Source organism: Spiroplasma endosymbiont of Clivina fossor, from assembly GCF_964031115.1.
In the GTDB taxonomy this organism is placed as follows: domain Bacteria; phylum Bacillota_I; class Bacilli_A; order Mycoplasmatales; family Nriv7; genus Nriv7.
In genome coordinates this window covers 184,355-203,748 of record NZ_OZ035006.1, presented here as the reverse complement: position 1 = coordinate 203,748, position 19,394 = coordinate 184,355, and the positions used below count along the sequence as shown (strand labels likewise).

Annotated in this window: 24 protein-coding genes and 2 pseudogenes; 20 read left to right on the top strand and 6 right to left on the bottom strand. The window is 25.9% G+C overall.

Going from position 1 to position 19,394, the window contains the following annotated elements:
- Positions 1–42 precede the first annotated feature (42 nt).
- Positions 43–207: pseudogene (locus AAHM82_RS01410) on the bottom strand (IS256 family transposase); the annotation flags it as partial.
- A 297-nt stretch (positions 208–504) separates the two neighbouring features.
- On the opposite strand from AAHM82_RS01410, the gene AAHM82_RS01405 reads away from it, so the two are divergent.
- From AAHM82_RS01405 to AAHM82_RS01350, 13 genes are all read left to right on the top strand, one after another.
- Positions 505–834 (top strand): hypothetical protein, encoded by a 330-nt coding sequence (locus tag AAHM82_RS01405; RefSeq protein WP_342263905.1) that lies wholly within the window; start codon positions 505–507, stop codon positions 832–834.
- 163 nt (positions 835–997) lie between these two features.
- Positions 998–1,174, top strand: a complete 177-nt coding sequence (locus AAHM82_RS01400) for a hypothetical protein (protein ID WP_342264314.1) — start codon at positions 998–1,000, stop codon at positions 1,172–1,174.
- Positions 1,175–1,203: 29 nt separating this feature from the next.
- Positions 1,204–1,416, top strand: coding sequence for a hypothetical protein (locus tag AAHM82_RS01395; protein ID WP_215825617.1), 213 nt, complete (start codon positions 1,204–1,206; stop codon positions 1,414–1,416).
- A gap of 200 nt (positions 1,417–1,616) precedes the next feature.
- Entirely contained in the window at positions 1,617–1,811 is a 195-nt protein-coding gene (locus AAHM82_RS01390) for a hypothetical protein (RefSeq protein ID WP_342263904.1), read from the top strand.
- A 15-nt stretch (positions 1,812–1,826) separates the two neighbouring features.
- A complete protein-coding gene (locus AAHM82_RS01385; protein ID WP_342262309.1) occupies positions 1,827–2,069 on the top strand; it encodes a hypothetical protein in 243 nt (80 codons plus the stop codon).
- A gap of 37 nt (positions 2,070–2,106) precedes the next feature.
- Positions 2,107–3,090, top strand: coding sequence for a hypothetical protein (locus AAHM82_RS01380; RefSeq protein WP_342263903.1), 984 nt, complete (start codon positions 2,107–2,109; stop codon positions 3,088–3,090).
- A 13-nt stretch (positions 3,091–3,103) separates the two neighbouring features.
- Entirely contained in the window at positions 3,104–3,430 is a 327-nt protein-coding gene (locus AAHM82_RS01375; protein WP_342190102.1) for a hypothetical protein, read from the top strand.
- 9 nt (positions 3,431–3,439) lie between these two features.
- Positions 3,440–3,685 (top strand): hypothetical protein, encoded by a 246-nt coding sequence (locus AAHM82_RS01370; protein WP_342263902.1) that lies wholly within the window; start codon positions 3,440–3,442, stop codon positions 3,683–3,685.
- 142 nt (positions 3,686–3,827) lie between these two features.
- Complete coding sequence (locus AAHM82_RS12615; protein WP_342263396.1) at positions 3,828–4,268, top strand: transposase family protein; 441 nt, start codon at positions 3,828–3,830, stop codon at positions 4,266–4,268.
- Entirely contained in the window at positions 4,265–4,657 is a 393-nt protein-coding gene (locus AAHM82_RS12610) for a transposase family protein (RefSeq protein ID WP_342264845.1), read from the top strand. The genes AAHM82_RS12615 and AAHM82_RS12610 overlap by 4 nt, the downstream gene beginning before the upstream one ends.
- Before the next feature lie 478 nt (positions 4,658–5,135).
- Positions 5,136–6,893: a hypothetical protein gene (locus tag AAHM82_RS01360; RefSeq protein WP_342264313.1), complete on the top strand. Its 1,758-nt coding sequence runs from the start codon at positions 5,136–5,138 to the stop codon at positions 6,891–6,893.
- Between the two features lie 202 nt (positions 6,894–7,095).
- Positions 7,096–7,557 carry a hypothetical protein gene (locus tag AAHM82_RS01355; RefSeq protein ID WP_342264312.1) on the top strand — a complete coding sequence of 154 codons (462 nt, stop codon included), beginning with the start codon at positions 7,096–7,098 and terminating at the stop codon, positions 7,555–7,557.
- A 69-nt stretch (positions 7,558–7,626) separates the two neighbouring features.
- Complete coding sequence (locus tag AAHM82_RS01350) at positions 7,627–8,709, top strand: integrase core domain-containing protein (protein ID WP_342264311.1); 1,083 nt, start codon at positions 7,627–7,629, stop codon at positions 8,707–8,709.
- 46 nt (positions 8,710–8,755) lie between these two features.
- Here the strand turns inward: AAHM82_RS01350 and AAHM82_RS01345 are convergent, their stop codons facing one another.
- Complete coding sequence (locus tag AAHM82_RS01345; RefSeq protein ID WP_342263729.1) at positions 8,756–9,976, bottom strand: IS256 family transposase; 1,221 nt, start codon at positions 9,974–9,976, stop codon at positions 8,756–8,758.
- A 33-nt stretch (positions 9,977–10,009) separates the two neighbouring features.
- Here AAHM82_RS01345 and AAHM82_RS01340 point away from each other — a divergent pair, with 33 nt between their 5' ends.
- Positions 10,010–10,261: a hypothetical protein gene (locus AAHM82_RS01340; RefSeq protein ID WP_342264310.1), complete on the top strand. Its 252-nt coding sequence runs from the start codon at positions 10,010–10,012 to the stop codon at positions 10,259–10,261.
- 399 nt (positions 10,262–10,660) lie between these two features.
- On the opposite strand, the gene AAHM82_RS01335 is transcribed toward AAHM82_RS01340, so the two are convergent.
- The gene (locus AAHM82_RS01335) at positions 10,661–11,062 is read right to left on the bottom strand and encodes a hypothetical protein (RefSeq protein ID WP_342264309.1); all 402 of its coding nucleotides are present in this window, start codon (positions 11,060–11,062) and stop codon (positions 10,661–10,663) included.
- A gap of 28 nt (positions 11,063–11,090) precedes the next feature.
- Entirely contained in the window at positions 11,091–12,638 is a 1,548-nt protein-coding gene (metG, locus tag AAHM82_RS01330; protein ID WP_342264308.1) for a methionine--tRNA ligase, read from the bottom strand.
- A gap of 92 nt (positions 12,639–12,730) precedes the next feature.
- Here metG and tpx point away from each other — a divergent pair, with 92 nt between their 5' ends.
- On the top strand, positions 12,731–13,219 hold the full coding sequence (gene tpx / locus AAHM82_RS01325; protein WP_342264307.1) for a thiol peroxidase: 489 nt from the start codon (positions 12,731–12,733) through the stop codon (positions 13,217–13,219).
- 104 nt (positions 13,220–13,323) lie between these two features.
- On the opposite strand, the pseudogene AAHM82_RS01320 reads toward tpx, so the two are convergent.
- A pseudogene (locus tag AAHM82_RS01320) lies at positions 13,324–13,485 on the bottom strand (IS256 family transposase); the annotation flags it as partial.
- Positions 13,486–13,694: 209 nt separating this feature from the next.
- On the opposite strand from AAHM82_RS01320, the gene AAHM82_RS12605 reads away from it, so the two are divergent.
- From AAHM82_RS12605 to AAHM82_RS01300, 5 genes are all read left to right on the top strand, one after another.
- Positions 13,695–14,135, top strand: a complete 441-nt coding sequence (locus AAHM82_RS12605) for a transposase family protein (protein WP_342263396.1) — start codon at positions 13,695–13,697, stop codon at positions 14,133–14,135.
- On the top strand, positions 14,132–14,524 hold the full coding sequence (locus AAHM82_RS12600; protein ID WP_342264845.1) for a transposase family protein: 393 nt from the start codon (positions 14,132–14,134) through the stop codon (positions 14,522–14,524). The genes AAHM82_RS12605 and AAHM82_RS12600 overlap by 4 nt, the downstream gene beginning before the upstream one ends.
- A 209-nt stretch (positions 14,525–14,733) precedes the next feature.
- Entirely contained in the window at positions 14,734–14,919 is a 186-nt protein-coding gene (locus AAHM82_RS01310; protein ID WP_342264305.1) for a hypothetical protein, read from the top strand.
- A 265-nt stretch (positions 14,920–15,184) separates the two neighbouring features.
- Positions 15,185–17,062, top strand: a complete 1,878-nt coding sequence (locus AAHM82_RS01305) for a hypothetical protein (RefSeq protein ID WP_342263470.1) — start codon at positions 15,185–15,187, stop codon at positions 17,060–17,062.
- A 50-nt stretch (positions 17,063–17,112) separates the two neighbouring features.
- Positions 17,113–17,601: a hypothetical protein gene (locus tag AAHM82_RS01300; RefSeq protein WP_342263349.1), complete on the top strand. Its 489-nt coding sequence runs from the start codon at positions 17,113–17,115 to the stop codon at positions 17,599–17,601.
- 252 nt (positions 17,602–17,853) lie between these two features.
- Here the strand turns inward: AAHM82_RS01300 and AAHM82_RS01295 are convergent, their stop codons facing one another.
- Positions 17,854–19,233 carry a hypothetical protein gene (locus AAHM82_RS01295; RefSeq protein ID WP_342264304.1) on the bottom strand — a complete coding sequence of 460 codons (1,380 nt, stop codon included), beginning with the start codon at positions 19,231–19,233 and terminating at the stop codon, positions 17,854–17,856.
- Positions 19,234–19,394: the final 161 nt, after the last annotated feature.

Sequence of the window (19,394 nt, the reverse complement as noted above, 5' to 3'; positions counted from 1 at the left end):
TTTTTTTTAAGGAACTGTACAATTAACTGTGTCTCTAAGTAATTAACTTAAATTCACTCTGTCCTCAAATTTTATCATTAAATGTGAAATTGCACTACCCCAATTTTGAATTGGCATCGTTCATTTCTTAACCATATTTTGAAATGCTAAATAAAATATTTTAAAAACTGATGCGTCATTAGGAAAAATCTTTTTATTTGTAGAAACCATATACATATGACAAGATTTTGGTTTTTACAAACTTGCTGTTAATTAATAAATAAATATGAGCTCATTTATTTATTACAAGAAATATAAGGTTAAATTAATATTTATTATTTTTAGTTATGCCTTGTATTTTTTTGTGCCTTGATAATAATAAACTAAGTTAATTAGTAAACGAAGTTTACTAACAAATTTTGTTAAACATAAATGTTTAAAAAAATAAATATTTAACTTAGTTAGATAACTAAGCTAAATATAACTTAGTTTAATATAACTAAATATTGTAAGGATGGTATGTATATGAGAAATATTGAAAATATTTTTTTAAATACTGAAAAATATCTTTTAAAAGAAACACAAAATGCAGTACTTATTAAAGCACCAGCAATTCCGTGATTGTATGAATCTACTGGTATTTGGTTTTCGAAACGATTTGTTTATAAAGGAAAATATGATAATTCTATTTGTATAGGAATAATTAGAGATGGTGAATATCGGTTAGTTTTTATTAATGATAAAGGTCAAGAGTCTAGTTTGATTTTAGGTCATGAGTTGTTAGGTTTTTTTGTTGCTGAAAAAGAACATGATAAAAAGGTTGTAAGTTTTGATTATTTTAAAAATTCATTTTAAAAATGTTTTACGGTGTTTTAAGAATAGGGGTAAATAAAAAAATATTTTAGTTAGTTTTTATGGTGTTTAAACGGTGCGGAAAGCGTATGCTCCGCCCGTTAATTATCTATGTTAGTTGAGTTATTTAACTAAGTTATTGCAATTTTTTTGAGGAGTTTTAGAAATGAAAATGTGAGTTAATGTGGATGAGTCTGGCAAAGATTATTGTCAAGAGTTTATATATTCTATTAATAAAAAAACTGGATTAGAACAAAAATTTTGAGTGTCTAAATCTGCAGTTAAATCTGTTAGAACTGATTTAGTTGGTGATAATTGACTTTGTGTTGATATTGCATATTAAAAAATTAGAAAATTAAGGAGAAAAGAAAGATGAGTATATTTGGATTAGTATTTTTTACGATTTTAACATTATTACTAGCATACTATATTGCGGTTAATATTTATCGGTTTTTTAAAGATAAAAAGAAATATGGTAGTGAAGCAAAACAGCTACCAAAAGATTTTACTTATTCACAACGAATATTTATTGCAAAGTTTAAACGAAATTTGTTAGAACAAGATGAAAAAGAAATTAAAAAGTAGGTTTAGAAAATGTTTAAAAAAATAATTATTGAATTAATTGAATTAATTTATCCAACTGCTGATTTACCACCCCAAGTTGTATTTTTGTTTTCAATTTTAATAATTGTAATGCTCTTCTCAGCAATTATTTTTCTACTCTTTTGACCTTTTAAGCGGTAATTATTATGTTTTTAGTTGCTTGAAAAGATTTAAATTGAGAAATGACAAAATTGTATTTTTGAGATTTATTTATCCAAATTACAACTATTCCGGCGTGAGTTTCTGGTAAAGAAATTGATTTAACCAAAGAACCACTTTGACTTTTAATAGCAAATATTGCCTTTTGAATGGTATTAGTATTCACTGTCTTATTTATGGTTATTTTATTTTATAAGGTTAAATCATATTTTGTTTAGAAAGGGGGTGATTATATGTTAATAAATTTCTTAGTAGAAGGAAATACACCAGTAGCAATTACTGGTGAACAAGCGGTTACTAACTTATGAAAAGCATTAATTAAAGCATTTGGTAATATTTGAACTGATATTATTGGTGGCAATATGCCAAATGTCGTTAATTTCTTTGCTACATATTGAGTTTTCTTGCTTGGCGTGATTATTGGTTTATTTTTAATCGCTTTCAAAATGTTTGAAAAATTAATGCCTGGCAGATAGTAATAAAAATAAAGAAAGTGTGATTTAAGTGATGCTATTGTTTAAAAAAATAAATTTAAGATTATATGATTTTGTGACTTTAAATCGCACTTTATTTATTATTGCGTGATTCTATGGTGCGATTTTGCATTATTATAATCCCCAAAGTTGAAGAATGTTATTTGATATTATTTATTTATTAATTGCTTTGTATGTTTTATATACTAAAATTTCTCATTTTTTTGCTCGCCGTAGTTTTATTAATTTCTTATTAAATTCACCTTTAAATTTAGTAATTGGTGCCTTAGGAACTGGAAAAACCGCTTTAATGGTTTTAGCTTCTTACTTATTAAGTGGTTGAAAAACGATTTCTACTTTTCCGATTACGGATAAACAAATGCTTTCATTAGGGCATATGTCTTTATTAGATTATAATTATCCGATATTAGAAGAAAAGCATTTGCTGTTATGAGATGAAACTAACTTATTTTTAGAAGGAACTGACTATAAAGAAAATGATAGAGTAACCCAAGGTTTACAAGAATATTTCGCTTCGGCTCGACAATTTACCCATATCGTATTAGCAAGCGGACAACGAGCTGAACATATATGAGTTAAAGTTCGTGATATTGCGAATTCAATAATTGTTGGCATTAGAAAAAAACCGGTTAGTATTTTCCGACCCTATTTGCAAGTTGTTTATGGCACTTTTAAATCGGTAAGCGAATACGAACAATGACGATTAACTCTAATTAATGCAAAAAATGATAAAAAAGGTCGCAAAATCAAGTATCGTAGCATTCCGGAATTAGATATTTATTTCTTTAAATTGAAAATTCCGATGTCAATTTTAAATCTTTATGATAATAAATATTTATCATTCTTGCGTGAATTAAGTAATCGTGCTTTGAACGATAATTATCGACATAAATTTTGAAATGATAATGTAATGGATATTGAAGCGTTAGAATACTTAAAAATGGAAAAATTCAGTAAGATACTTACTAAGTTAAAAAATAATCTGAAGAAGAAAAACAAGTAAAGGAGTTTAAAAAATGGAAAACTTAGAAAAAATGGCTAGTTTGATTGGCGATATGTTTTATAAAGTTTTTGATTTAATTTGAACTTTAACCATTCCTGGAACAGATATTCGCATTATTATTTTTCCGCTAATTATGCTTGTAATAAATCTTGTAATTGGTGGTATTTTAGGTATTCATATTGAACGACCAAAAGTTGGTTTTCGTAAAAAATATCAAAAATCAGTTGCTAATTGAGGAGCAAAGAAAAAATCATCTAGTGGTCCAATTAAGAAATTCAGTGGTAATAGTCCTAAAAATAGACCGTGAGTTAATCAACATGGACGGCGAATAAAAAGGTAGGTTTTTAAAATGTTTAAATTGATAATTTTATTTATTCTTGTTGCTGTTTTTTCTATTTTTGCTTTAAATGACTTTTTAAGTTTATGAGCCTATGTGCGTGAAGGTTTAGAATATTTTAATAAAGTTTTATCAAATAATATTAAAATTTTAGATTTGTTTAAACCAATGATAAGGTTATTTTCCCAACATCCGATTTTCCAAATTTTAGGAACGATTTGTATTTTATCAACAATATATTTAATTTTAAGGAGTTAAAAAATGAAGAAGTTAAAGAAAATATTAAGTATTAAATGATTTAAAAGCTGTTTAGGTCTTATACATTTTTTTATTAGACTTCTTGCAAAATTAATTTAAAATATAATTGAATTGTTGTTTTTAATAAAAAGGTGGAATTTAAATGAAATTTAAAAAAAATAATCAAATAAGTGATAAAAATTTTTTAAGATTAACTGGTATTAAACATACTACTTTTAATAAAATGCTAGAAATTTTAAAAATAGAAGAATTAAAAAAGAGATTTCGTCGCGGAAGAACCAATAAATTATCATTAGAAAATCGTATTTTAATGACTTTAGAATATTGAAGAGAATATAGAACTTATTTTCATATTGCAAAAAGTTATGATATTAGTGAAAGTAGTTGTTATAGAAATATCAAATGAATTGAAGACACTTTAATAAAACACCCTAATTTTCAACAACTTACTGGTCAAAAATCACTATTAAAAGATTATTTCAAAGATAAGACTGTTATAATTGATGTAACTGAAAGCCAAATCCAACGCCCAAAAAAAGACAAAAACAGCACTACTCAGGAAAAAAGAAAAAACACACAATAAAAACACAAGTTATAATTGAAAAAGATAGTAAAAAAATTATTAGTTCTGATTTTTCTTATGGTAAAAACCATGACTTTAAAATTTTAAAAGATTCAAAAATTAAATTTTTACCAGAAACAACTGTTTTAGTGGATTTAGGTTATCAAGGCATACAAAAAATTAATCATAATGTTTTAATTCCTAAAAGAAAATCAAAGAAAAACCCTTTAAATAAAGAAGAAAAGCAAAATAATGAGCGAATTTCAAAAATGAGAATTGTTATTGAAAATGTTTTTGCTATACTTAAAAAATTTAAAATTATTAGTGAAAAATATCGAAATCGTAGAAAAAGATTTGCTTTAAGATTTAATTTAATAGCTTCAATTTATAATTTACAACTATTAGTTTAAATATATTTGATAATTTAAAATTTCAGTCTTTTTTTATTGTAAATAATAATTTTTATTATGTTTTAATGACAAAATATTTGTAAAAATAATCTAAAAATTATTTTAATAACACTTTTATATTTATTTTAAATTTAAAAATTATAATTATCATATTAATTTTGCAAGAAGTCTATTATATTTCATAGTTTTATTACTCTGATTTGAATATTTTTAACAAAAATTCGAACTAACACAGATGAGTTTTTTAAAGATTTTATATTGTTTGATTTCCAAAATATAGTTCTTAAGGTGTATTTTTGATTATTAATCGTTTATTTGTTAATAACTGGTATTAAGTTAATTATTAGGGGTTATTACTTTAATAAAGTTTTTAGAAAGCATCAAATGCAAGTTGCTAATTGTGAATGTCCACAACATCAACAGTATAAATTTTCTGATGCTTTTAAAGCGATAAAAAAGAGTTTTAAGGTGTGATGAGATGCATAAGATTGTTTCTTGATTTATTGTAATGTTTATTATTTTGGTACCGTTAGGGGTGTTCTTTGATACAAAACAACCACCAAAACCTAATATGGAACAATTTTTTATGAAACGAGAAAAACGAGCTACAAACACCAGTCAATGTGGTGAAAGTTGTGAATTAGAGTTTTCCAAGATTGGTAAAAGTGCTTGAGTAATTAGTGGTTATGGCCAGGGTTCATATCATTTAGAAATTGATGCTACTGATTTAAAGCTTTCTAGTGATTTTGATATTCAAATAGGTAATGGCGATTTTGTTCAAAGACCAGCCCTTCAATTATTTGTTGACAAAGATAGTGCTGGTTATAATCAAATTAATAACTTTTATCGTTCTAATGGTTCTTATAAGTTCAAACCTTTTAAAGAATTTTATTTTATTGATAATTTAATTAATTTTAAAGTATTTCTTAACAAGAAAGTTCCACAAGGTCTTAACACGAAAATGTTTCATATCACTTCATTCTCGACGGAAATGCCTCCTTTACCTGAAAAAGATAACGAGCAATTATTACCAACAGTAATAACTAAAAATGATGGTGAATATCAGTATAATCAGTTTCAAGATAAACTTGATTATTTAATGATACAACGCCGAGATTTTGATAAATTTAATTATAGTTATTTATATTGAGTGCCAATTTTTAATTTCTTTGATGAGAATTTTAAATATATGAGTGAAATATCAATTAAATTAAATGGTTTTAAACAAAATAGTAAATTTAGTTTAAGTCGCAAAAATTCATATCCTGAAGCTGATATGATGGAAAAAATTATTTTTAGAGAACTTTCCTTTTCTAGTTTTGGTGATGTTATTACTATAAAAACTGAGCATGGTAGCATTGTGGGTTATAATGAGTTTTTAGAAAATGGTAAATCACTTTGAAAATCTGGCTCGCGAACAAGTTTTGGAGGAGATTTTATTAATACCTTTTTTGGACAAGTTAATTATTATGGTAATACCTTCCATTTTTTACGCTATGATGATAAATTAAAAGTTGATTTTAAGGATTTTATGCTTTATTACCAAAAAGATTTAACCATTGATTTTATTAATGGGTTATTTAATAAACTTTATAAAGTTTTAGGTGAGTTTTTTGTACAATTTTTTTATGCCAGTTTTGATATGGATGCCTCTACTTATGTAGAATTAGATTACAAAGGGATGCAACAAATTCCTAAAAATGTTTTACAAATGGGTTTTTTCTATCGTTCCTTAATTACTTTTTATCCCAAACAGTATTTAATTAACTTTGGTTCAATAATGGACAATAGTAAGAATATGATTTTTCGTTCCTATTTCTTTGTTAAAGATAAACAAATTGCCAATGGTTTTAATACTGGTAAAAGTTCTTATCAAATAGATTTTAATGTGTTAAAAGCATATGATAATCAATTATGAAACGCCACTAGTAATAAACTGCATTTTTATAATGCTAAAGTCGATGTAATGTATGGAATTAATATTTTTACACTGACTTTTCCACTATATAAAAAGAAAAATGAAAGCACTGGATATCATTATTCTTTATACGATTTTAATATTTTGAATTCAACAGCTTTTATTGGTGGCGGAATAAATGGTAATACCGATGATTTAATTCCTACGCCCAACTGTTCTTATTGGGGCTTATTTAGCGCAATATCTTGTGGCATTCAGCACGCTTCTGTTAGTGTGTTGAATTGACACTACTTGGTCTTTCGGGGATTAATCTTTTAATTCGCCCCCTTGCGGATATTGCTAAAACAACGATTAATTTTACCAAAACCGCCTTTCCGGTGTTTGAAGTTATTCCGGCATTTCAGATGTTATTTGAATTTGTAGTACCCTTAGCAATCTTATTAATGATATTAAAAAAGTTCTCTTAAATATTGCCATTATTTTTTATAATATAATTCCTTTGAAAGGAGGATTTTTCTTTATGCGAAAATTTTTATCAGCTTTAAATTTAGTGTGTGTAATGTTTATTTTTGGATGTAGTAAAAATGGCAATGATTTAAAAACATATAAATTACAATTTTCTAAAATTGGTAAAAGCGCTTGAGTAATTAGTGGTTATGGCCAGGGTTCATATCATTTAGAAATTGATGCTACTGATTTAAAGCTTTCTAGTGATTTTGATATTCAAATAGGTAATGGCGATTTTGTTCAAAGACCAGCCCTTCAATTATTTGTTGACAAAGATAGTGCTGGTTATAATCAAATTAATAACTTTTATCGTTCTAATGGTTCTTATAAGTTCAAGCCTTTTAAAGAATTTTATTTTATTGATAATTTAATTAATTTTAAAGTATTTCTTAACAAGAAAGTTCCACAAGGTCTTAACACGAAAATGTTTCATATCACGTCATTCTCGACGGAAATACCTAATAAAAAAAATTAGTAATTTAATAAATATTCTTGAAAATCGTATTTTTTGTAATGCGATTTTCTTAATTTAAGGAGTTTAAAAATGAAATATATTATTTCCCAAGCTGATTTAGCAGATTTAAAAGCAAAAATCCAAAGTTGACTAAGTGCTAATTGCCGTAATCCTTATTACTATAAAACTAAAAAACGCATTACTGCCTATTTAAATTTATGTACTTATTTTTATATCGAAGAAACTACTTTAACAAAACTTATTAAAAAATATTTTAAGAATGCAACGAAAACCTTTTATCGCTGGGCACAAAAAATTATGACCGCTTATTATTCTGATAATTTAGATTTGTTATTGTTTAAAACTACAAAACCACAAAATCTTAATTATCAATATAGTTTAAATTCTCGCGAAAAAGTATGTGATTTATATTTTGATTACAAAAATCTTCAAGCTGGCGGAATGTGGTCTTTATTTAACAATTTAAAAATTGGTTTTCACGATGTTAAAAATTCAGAAGTTCCTAAAAATATCAAAACTTTTTATCGTTGAATTAAATCTGACCCTCGTTGAAAAGAATTAAAACAACAAATCAAACAAACAAAACGCCATTTTAAGCGTTATGAAGTTTCCGAGATTGGTCTTTTACAAATGGATGCCAAAATAATTACCACATCAAATTTTCCGGTTGATAAAAAATATTACATTTATGATTTCATTGACGAAATAACACGGATAGTATTTGGTTATGTTTATGATAGTTTAGGAACTAACAATGCTATTAATGCCGTGCAAAGAGCAATGAAAGATTTTAGTGAACTTGGCATAACCATTAAACGCCTTCGTACTGACAATGCTCCTGAATTCACTACTACTAATTGAAGTAATAAAAAAGCATACAAAGTAAAAGAAAGGCCTTTTACAACCTTTCTTTCAAAAAGCGGAATCGTTCACGAAACGACGCCAATTCGTTCGCCTCAATCCAATGGGAAGATTGAACGATTCCATCAACATTATAACAAGTTATTTTATTCCAAGGATAAAAAATTAAATCAAAATGAACTTCAACATTATTTAAACAAATATTATTACTTTTATAACTTTGAACGCTGTCATTCATCATTAAACACTAAAACGCCATTTCAAACATTACAAAAATTTTTAAGAAAATAATTTGTCTATATTTTGGGACTGTACAATTAACTGTGTCTCTAAGTAATTAACTTAAATTCACTCTGTCCTCAAATTTTATCATTAAATGTGAAATTGCACTACCCCAATTTTGAATTGGCATCGTTCATTTCTTAACCATATTTTGAAATGCTAAATAAAATATTTTAGAAACTGATGCGTCATTAGGAAAAATCTTTTTATTCTTAATGACTTTTCTTAATTGACTATTAACAGATTCAATCGCATTAGTTGTGTAAATAATTCTTCTAAATTCCTGAGGATATTCAAGAAAAATTATTAAATTATTTCAGTTATTTTTTCATGATTTAGTAATTTGTGGATACTTTTTATTTCATTTTTCTGAAAAATGATCTAAAGCAATTAACGCTATTTCTTCATTAATTGCTGTATAAATTGATTTTAAATCATTAGCTACAAGTTTGCGATCTTTGTAAGGAACAAATTTTAAACTATTGCGAATTTGATGAACAATGCATAATTGATGCTGTGTTTTTGGGAAAACAGCTTCTATTGCATCAGACATCCCAGTTAAATTATCACTACAAGCAACAAGAATATCTTGTAACCCACGATTTTTCATTTCCGTAAGATTATTAAGTCAAAATTTGGCTCCCTCATTCTCACTAATTCACATTCCTAAAATATCTTTTAAACCATCTAAATTAATTCCTAAGGCAAGATAAACTGCTTTATTTATTATTCGTTTATCTTGCTTTACTTTAACAACAATACAATCAAAATAAACAATCGGATAAATCTTCTCTAAAGGTTTAGTTTGTCACATTTTAACTTCTTCAATAACATCATCAGTTATTTGACTAATTAAACTTTCTGAAATTTCTGCTCCGTGATAGAATTCTTGCAATTGTGCTTTGATATCAGAAATTGTCATTCCTCTTGCATATAAAGAAATTACTTTTTGATCAAAGTTATCAAATCTTCTTTGTCTTTTTGGAATAATTACTGGTTCAAAAGTACTATTTCGATCTCTTGGTACATCAATTGCGATTGAACCATTTTTAGTAATAATGGTTTTTTGTGTGTTGCCATTTCTTTTATTATGATTCTCATCAGTTTCAAGATAATCTTTAATTTCCGTATTTAACATTCGTTCAGTTAATTTTTTGGTAAATTCCTGAAAAATAGTATTGCCTTTAAATAAATCTTGTGGATTATCAATATTTTCTAAAAAATAATCAACAACTTTATCAATTGCGTCAGGTTCTTTTTTTATTTTTTTTGTCATTTTCTGTTCTCCTTCTTTTAAGTATAATTCAGAATGAATTATCGAGACACAGAATTTTGGACAGGCTCAAATTCTACTTTATGTGTAACTAAAACAACAATTAATCCTGAAGCTAGTTATCGTAACCTAAATAAAATCAGTAAATTACAATCTAGTCTTAAAGAAGCCTTAATTCATTATCATGGTTTAAGTTTTACTAATATTCAAAATTATTTAAATCTCTGAAAATGAAAATACCAACATAAGGGCTTAACTCCAAAAACAAACAGCGGTATTATATTTTAATGTATAAAAAAGTTAAAGTAAAAATAATAATTTTACATAAAAGCCTTTTAAAATTATCAAGTTGATGATTTTTTTTATTTTATCAAGAGTTTTCGACAAAATTAAAAGAAATTTCTACACTTTAACATCCGCATCCTGCCCTTGGAACTAATTTAATAGCGTGTATATTTTTAGGAAATCCACCCATTCATTTTTTTATTGCAAAACGAAACAAATTGCTATAGCTAATAGGGTATTATCTATTAACTGGTAAACTTCTTTTGGTTATGGCGACCACCCACAATTTATCGTGTCTTAATACATACCAACATTATTAATTCACTTGTATTTAATTTTCAAAGAACAAATTTTTAACACCTTATAAAATAAAAAGACAATCATTACTGACTGTCTTAATACTTATTCAAATCTTTTCCCACCTAACAAAACTTTATGCGTCCGTGTCATTGTTGTCGCCGCAAAAGGAAGCATCATTGTCATATATGTTATAAAAGTAATAGAAATATATAATGAGATGACAATTAAACCACCTTGCTTTAAAATTACTGGTTTATCACTTTTAAAATGATAAATTGCTGCTAATAGAAATCACACAAAAACAATAATATTACTTTGAATTGTAAAATAACTAAAATATTGACCTTGAAAACCCATATAAGAAAAAGGTTCATCAATACTTCGCATTCAAGTTTTAGTTATTAAATGTTCAACATAACCAAAAATTAAAACTGATAATGTAAAAACTGCAATTACGATTTCATAAATAAACCATCATTTATTAGCATCTTTAGTAATTTTCATAAAATATCCTCCTTTAAATTAAAAATAATTAACTATTATTTATTCGCGGAAATAATATCTGTTTCAAATTAATTTTAACATTATCTAAATCATGAAAATTAGTTAAATTTGTAAAATTTAACTGTTCGTAATTAATATTTAATTGTTGAAAAATAACAATACTTTTCGTTACTAAAATCGGTTGTAATAAATACGCACTTACTTTTAAAACTTGTAATAAATTATTAATAACTTTACTTAAATTAACATCATGATTAGTAAATAATATTCAAGGAGTTCTTTCTTCAATATATTTATTAGCATAATGTAATAATTCAATTACCGCTTTAACAGCATCATTAATTAAATATTGATTCATTTTTGCTTCATAACTTTCAATTGTTAAATGAATGTGTTGTTCTAATGCCTTATCTAAATCATTAGTACTAGGAACATACTGCGGAATAACATTATTAAAATATTTTTCGGTCATTGTCATTGTTCTTGATAATAAATTACCTAAATTATTAACTAAATTACTATTATAAGAATCAATTAATAATTGTAAGCTATAATTACTATCTCTGGTAATATGTAAATCATTAACAAGAAAAAATCGTAAAGCATCACTACCATACTCATTAATTAATTGTAATGGATTAATACTATTATCTTTTGATTTTGACATTTTATCATCATTCATTGTGATTCATGAATGACTAATTAGTTTATTAGGTAAACGAATATTTAATGCCATTAATAGGATTGGTCAATAAATAGCATGAAATCTAGTAATTTCTTTACCTAAAAATTGCACAATTTCACTATTTTCTCCTCAATATTTATTAAATTCACTATTATCTGATGAAAGATAACCTAATGAACTTAAATAATTGCTTAAAGCATCAATTCAAACATAAATTATATGTTTGGAATTTTCTTTAACCGGAATCCCTCAATTAAAACTTGTTCTTGTAACACTTAAATCTTGAAGTCCCGGACTTAAAAAATTATTAATCATTTCATTCATTCGTGATTCGGGATAAATAAAGTCAGGATGTTGATGATAATAAGCTAACAATTGTTTTTGATACTTTGAAACTTTAAAAAAATAACTTTCTTCTTGTAAAAACTTTAATTGTTGATTACACAACAAATGCAACTTATCACGAGAAATTTGTGATTTAGTAACAAATTCTTCACAAGCAATACAATATCAGCCTTCATATTGATCTAAATAAATATCTTCTTGGGCTAATAACTGATTAAAGATTTTTTCAACAACAATAGTATGTTCTTGACTACTAGTTCTAATAAATTTAGAATAATCAATGTGTAAGGCTGTTCATAAATCCTTAAACTTATTAACGATGTCATCAACAAATTCTTGGGGGGTAATATTTGCTAATTGTGCCGCTTTAGCAATTTTTTGTCCGTGTTCATCACTACCAGTAGTAAAAAATACTTCATCATAACCTTGTTGTTTCTTATAACGCGCTAAAACATCACTTAAAACTGTTGTATACGCGTGTCCTAAGTGCAATTCATTATTCGGATAATATATTGGCGTTGAAACATAAAAATATTTTGGTTGCATAACTTCATCCTTTATCAAATTATTTATATTATATATTATATTACATCATTTCTTTATATAATTAAATTATGCATACCCTAAGGAGGACCAATATGGAAGTAAAAATGAAAGGAAAACCTTTACAATTAATTAAAGAACCAATTAAAATTGGTGAAACTCTTAATTTTATCGCCACTAATCTTAATATGTCAGACTTTAAAATAACTGACATCGTCAATAAAAAGAAAGTAATCTCAGTCGTCCCCAGTGTTGACACTAACACTTGTTTAATCCAAACTAAACATATGAACAAAAATATTAGTAAACTAGAAAATATGCAACTAATTACAATTTCAAGAGACCTACCCTTCGCCCAAAATAGAGCTTGTGAGAGTTTTAAAGACAATAATCACATCCTTATATCTGACTACAAATACCGTGATTTCGGCATTAAAACCGGTTTAGTAATCCAAAAACTAGAACTTTTAGCAAGAACCTTATTAGTCTTAGATGAAAATAACATCATTATCTACATTGATATTAACGAAGAAACATCAGTGGAACCGAATTACGCTAAACTATGAGACTTTTTAAACAAATAATCACATATGTTGCAACAAAAAACACACTTTGTATAAAGTGTGTTTTATTTATTATTAATTTATATAATATAAGGGACTGTACAATTAACTGTGTCTTTAAGTAATTAACTTAAATTCACTCTGTCCTCAAATTTTATCATTAAATGTGAAATCGCACTACCCCAATTTTGAATTGGCATCGTTCATTTCTTAACCATATTTTGAAATGCTAAATAAAATATTTTAAAAACTGATGCGTCATTAGAAAAAATCTTTTTATTTGTAATATACCACAGACTTATGACAAGCACAAGCAGTTTTTTTAAAAGGGGTCGAATTTATTTTTTTATTTAAAATTTTTATAAATAATTAAAATTCTAATAGAATTTTTTTTTTAATTTTGTCGAAAACTCTTGATATTTATTGAATAGACTTCTTGCAAAATTAATTTAAAATATAATTGAATTGTTGTTTTTAATAAAAAGGTGGAATTTAAATGAAATTTAAAAAAAATAATCAAATAAGTGATAAAAATTTTTTAAGATTAACTGGTATTAAACATACTACTTTTAATAAAATGCTAGAAATTTTAAAAATAGAAGAATTAAAAAAGAGATTTCGTCGCGGAAGAACCAATAAATTATCATTAGAAAATCGTATTTTAATGACTTTAGAATATTGAAGAGAATATAGAACTTATTTTCATATTGCAAAAAGTTATGATATTAGTGAAAGTAGTTGTTATAGAAATATCAAATGAATTGAAGACACTTTAATAAAACACCCTAATTTTCAACAACTTACTGGTCAAAAATCACTATTAAAAGATTATTTCAAAGATAAGACTGTTATAATTGATGTAACTGAAAGCCAAATCCAACGCCCAAAAAAAGACAAAAACAGCACTACTCAGGAAAAAAGAAAAAACACACAATAAAAACACAAGTTATAATTGAAAAAGATAGTAAAAAAATTATTAGTTCTGATTTTTCTTATGGTAAAAACCATGACTTTAAAATTTTAAAAGATTCAAAAATTAAATTTTTACCAGAAACAACTGTTTTAGTGGATTTAGGTTATCAAGGCATACAAAAAATTAATCATAATGTTTTAATTCCTAAAAGAAAATCAAAGAAAAACCCTTTAAATAAAGAAGAAAAGCAAAATAATGAGCGAATTTCAAAAATGAGAATTGTTATTGAAAATGTTTTTGCTATACTTAAAAAATTTAAAATTATTAGTGAAAAATATCGAAATCGTAGAAAAAGATTTGCTTTAAGATTTAATTTAATAGCTTCAATTTATAATTTACAACTATTAGTTTAAATATATTTGATAATTTAAAATTTCAGTCTTTTTTTATTGTAAATAATAATTTTTATTATGTTTTAATGACAAAATATTTGTAAAAATAATCTAAAAATTATTTTAATAACACTTTTATATTTATTTTAAATTTAAAAATTATAATTATCATATTAATTTTGCAAGAAGTCTAATGAATAACCGGAACAAGTAACGAATTTAATGATTTTATGAATAAACAGATGGTTGATTTCTTTGGCAAGTTTAATAGTGGTATTATGCTGGCAGGAATATTTGTTTTTTGATGAGGCGGAGCAATATATTTTGCAATTAAATTTGAAAAATTAATCCGCTTTATTGTTCAGAAAATTAGAGCAAAAAGAGTCTTGAAAAATGAAATCAAACAAACTCATTAATTCTTTAAAAAAATATTGATGAATAATACTTAATTACATTATATTCATATCTTTAAGTATAGTTTTATTGTTACATACAGATATTGAAAATTTGCAACAATTTATTAAAAATTTTGGAGCAATTGGTAAGTTAATGATTATAGGTTATTCATTAGTGTGAGTAACCACAACAGAAATAGTAAACTGCTTAATTCGTTTTATATTAAAAAAGATTAAAACTAAAAGAATAATGAAAAATAAAATATTTTAAAAAGGAGTGATAAAAATGTTTATGAAAATATTTACCGTGCTAATTATTAGTTTCAATAACATTTTTACCATTTCCCAAAACATTAACAATGCCAAAACAACAACACAATCACTAATTAGAAGTAAAAGGCAAAATAATGAATCATACGAATTAAACTTAAAAAAATCAAAATTAACACTTAAATCATCAAAAAATGACAACAGCAAGTGAAATCAAAAATGAGAAATAAAAGTTAATGTAGAAAATGAATTTATGCCCAAAAACTTGCCTCCGCGAATGAAACTTAATGATTGAGAATTTTATGTTGATAAAAATGACAAGATTACACTACCAATATTAAAATCATTAGAATATGATTTAAATTGAGAAAAAAACAGTGAACCAAGATATTGAGAAAATAAAGATTTATTATCATATCAAAATAAAAAATTAAAAAACATAAAAATGAAAGTACAAGAATGAGATAAAAATGAAAGATATGCCAAATGAAAAATATTAGAATTTGACGCACAATCAGAAATTAAACCCTCGACTGATATTGATTTACCAGAAAAAACCACCAAATTTGATGGCAACCATAACTATAACGATGTTGTTGATAATCTTGATTACTTAATGATTCACCGTGGTGATTTTGATAAATTTAATTACTCGTATCTCTATTGAACGCCCGTATTTAATTTCATTGACACCCTAGAAAAAGGTTATTACAAAGAATTTACGATTAAAAATCACGGCTTTAAAGACGAGAGCTATTTTTATCATAAAACTTCTAGTGATAAAAATGTAGTAAATGAGAATGTTTTGAAAATTAAGGCATTTAACAAAACTCTAATTGCTGGAAATAAGTATTTACAATTGCTACACGGTGAAAATGAAATCTGAAAATATGGCACTACGAATTCTAACGATTATTACCTAATTAAATATCTTTTTGGTACCCTAAATTACCTCAATGTTAGATTTAGTTTTCTACGCTATGACCCCGATTTAAAAAATGATATTTACCTTTATTTTAAAAACAACATTCCTAGTATCAACAATAGCGATTACAAAAATGTTTTTAACGAAATCTATGAAATTCTTGGCAATTTCTTTGCTAGTTTATTTTATGCGACTTTTGATATGGACGAAAAAACTCATACCGAAATTGATTTTAAGGGTGTAGAAAACTATAAGAAGGATTACTTTATTCAAATCGGTTTCTTTTATCGTTCATTAATTACCTTTTATCCCAAAAAATACTTAGTAAATATTATAGGAAACTCAGAATTATTACTAAGAAGTTATTTCTTTACTTTTGACAAAAAAATGCACCAAGATAATTACAATGCTATTAACAACACCAATAGTATTTATCAAATTGATTTTAATGTCCTTAAATCTTATGATAATAAACTCATTGCCTTGCCAACCAACAAAACCGCTAACAGTATTAATTATCTAAATACCGATATTGATATTCGTTATGGTATTAACATTTTTACCTTAACTTTTCCACTTTATCACAAAGGGAATATCTCCAACTACAATTTTAAAATTTATGACTTTAATGTATTAAATTCAACAGCCTTTATCCCTGATGGCTCAAATAACAGTGAATGAGACGATTTAATTCCACCAGCAAATTGCAAATATTCTGGACGATGAATACCAACCTTTAATGATATTGGTTGTGCCATTCAAAATGCTAGTATCAAAATGATAAACTGAATACTCACAGCTTCACAAATCATCACGATTTTGCGACCGTTAGCAATTATTGCAAAAGCAACAGTTAACTTTTCAACCGCCATTTTTCCAGTTTTTAAAACGGTACCAGCTTTTTACTATACCTTTCAATTTTTAATCGGTTTTGCCATTTTTCTAATGATATTAAGAATTTTTGTATAATTATATATATATATATATACTTGAAAAAACAAAATGAAGGAGTTAAATTTATGAAAATTTTAAATATAATAGCTCTTTTGGGGATGACAACATTGCCAATAGTTGGGTGTTCTAAAAAAGAAAATAAACCAATATTACAAATTAAGAATGAGTCATACGAATTAAACTTAAAAAAATCAAAATTAACACTTAAATCATCAAAAGATGACAACAGCAAGTGAAATCAAAAATGAGAAATAAAAGTTAATGTAGAAAATGAATTTATGCCCAAAAACTTGCCTCCGCGAATGAAACTTAATGATTGAGAATTTTATGTTGATAAAAATGACAAGATTACACTACCAATATTAAAATCATTAGAATATGATTTAAATTGAGAAAAAAACAGTGAACCAAGATATTGAGAAAATAAAGATTTTTTATCATATCAAAATAAAAAATTAAAAAACATAAAAATGAAAATACAAGAATGAGATAAAAATGAAAGATATGCCAAATGAAAAATATTAGAATTTAAAACTGAATTTAAAAATAATTAAACTGTTAAAATCGCTACCCCAAAATGTAGCTTTATATGACGATACTGCTCTTAAACAATTTTTTCATTTTTTCTATTTTGACAAAATAAAAAAGCAGTATTTAAGTTTAAATACTGCTTTAGTAAAAATATTTTTAATCTTAATTTAAATTAGATAATTAACAAATATATTAAAATTAAAATTTGAAGTCAGGTTATTTCTGCATAACACATATAAGAAATATTTTAATTTTTTAATTAATAATGTTAAATTTTATTCTACTCCTAGTCAATCGCCTTCAGTGTTGGTTATAATGACAAAACCATCATTTTCATTATCTAATATTTCAAAATAACCATTTATTTGTTCGAAATGAAGTACTATTACTTTTACAAAAGTGTTGAAATCTTCATTTGTGACACTTCCGCCTCAACCAGAATGGTCATTTATAACAAATTTATTTTTAATAATTTTTATAATGTTTGCTGGTGAATTTTTATTTTGTTTGATTTCATTTCATGTGTTTTTGTTAATTTTAATTTTTAATTTATCATGGGCTAGAAATTTATATCATTTTTCAATGTTATCATAAACATTATGATGAATTGAAGTTGGCAACGCAATATCAGATGTTGCATGATGATGAAAAGCAAAATATATTCATGTTCCTGCAATTGCTAATCCTCCGATTACTAAGGATAGCCCTAGAGTTTCCGGAGCCAGAGCGGCAGCGGTACCAGTTTCTACAGCTATAACTCCACCTTCAACTGCTGCTGTTTCGGCCACAGTAATTGTTTCTGCAGCGGCTAAGCTTTCTGTTGTACTTGTTGATAAGAGTGGGGTCATTTCGATTGCTTCTGCATTTGTGGCACCAGTAGTAGCAGTACCACTAACAGTCATTTTTGTTCCATAAGCTGTTAATGTGCCTCCACTTAAAGCTGCTAATCCAGTATTTGTTAATTTTTCTTTAAAAGCTTTTTTATCATTTTCAGATAATGTTTGATAATAACGATTAATTTCATTTAATTTTTTTAATTTTTCTTCTTTTGAAAGAGCGTTGTATTGATTTATTGCCTTAGCGGTTGTTGTTTGTAAATTTTCCATATTTGTATTGATGGGTTGATTTCCTGCCGGGGCATTTTGTTTTATTTCGTCTTTATTGTTTTTAATTAAGTTAATTTCTAAATTTTCATCATTTTTTAAACTATCATCTTCTGTTTTTTTATCCACAAAATGATATTTATCTTTTTGTAATGATGTTATTGTTGGTTCTGGTACATTGGCAATATTATTGCCTTGATGAGCATCATCGTCCTCGTTATTGTTAGTCGGAATGGCGCGGTGTTGAGCATGATCATCAACCGGTAATTTAATTGGTTTTACCTCTGGTTTTGGGGTGGTTGTTGGGAAATTATCTGGTCTCTTGGTTATATCAATTACCGGGACATTTTCCTGATTGTCATTAATAGCAATAGGCTGATTTGGCCGATCTTCTTCTGGTGTTAAAGCAAAATTATAATGATTGTGAATACCCGAACCTTTTTCAAGCTCAACATAAGATATCGCGATGTTATTATTATTTGAATTTTGATTAACTGGTTGATAAGAGCCATTATTATTTACACTAATATTAGCATTTAAAAGATTGCTCATTGCTATTATTTCTGGTGTTCCCCCTCATGTTGAAGATTGTCGCATTATTTCTAAGTAATTAGTATCAATATCATTATTATCTTGAATAAGACTTCTAAATGTTAATTCGCCATTGCGATTTGGAATTGTCTCTAAATTTGATTGTATATAATCAACAACGC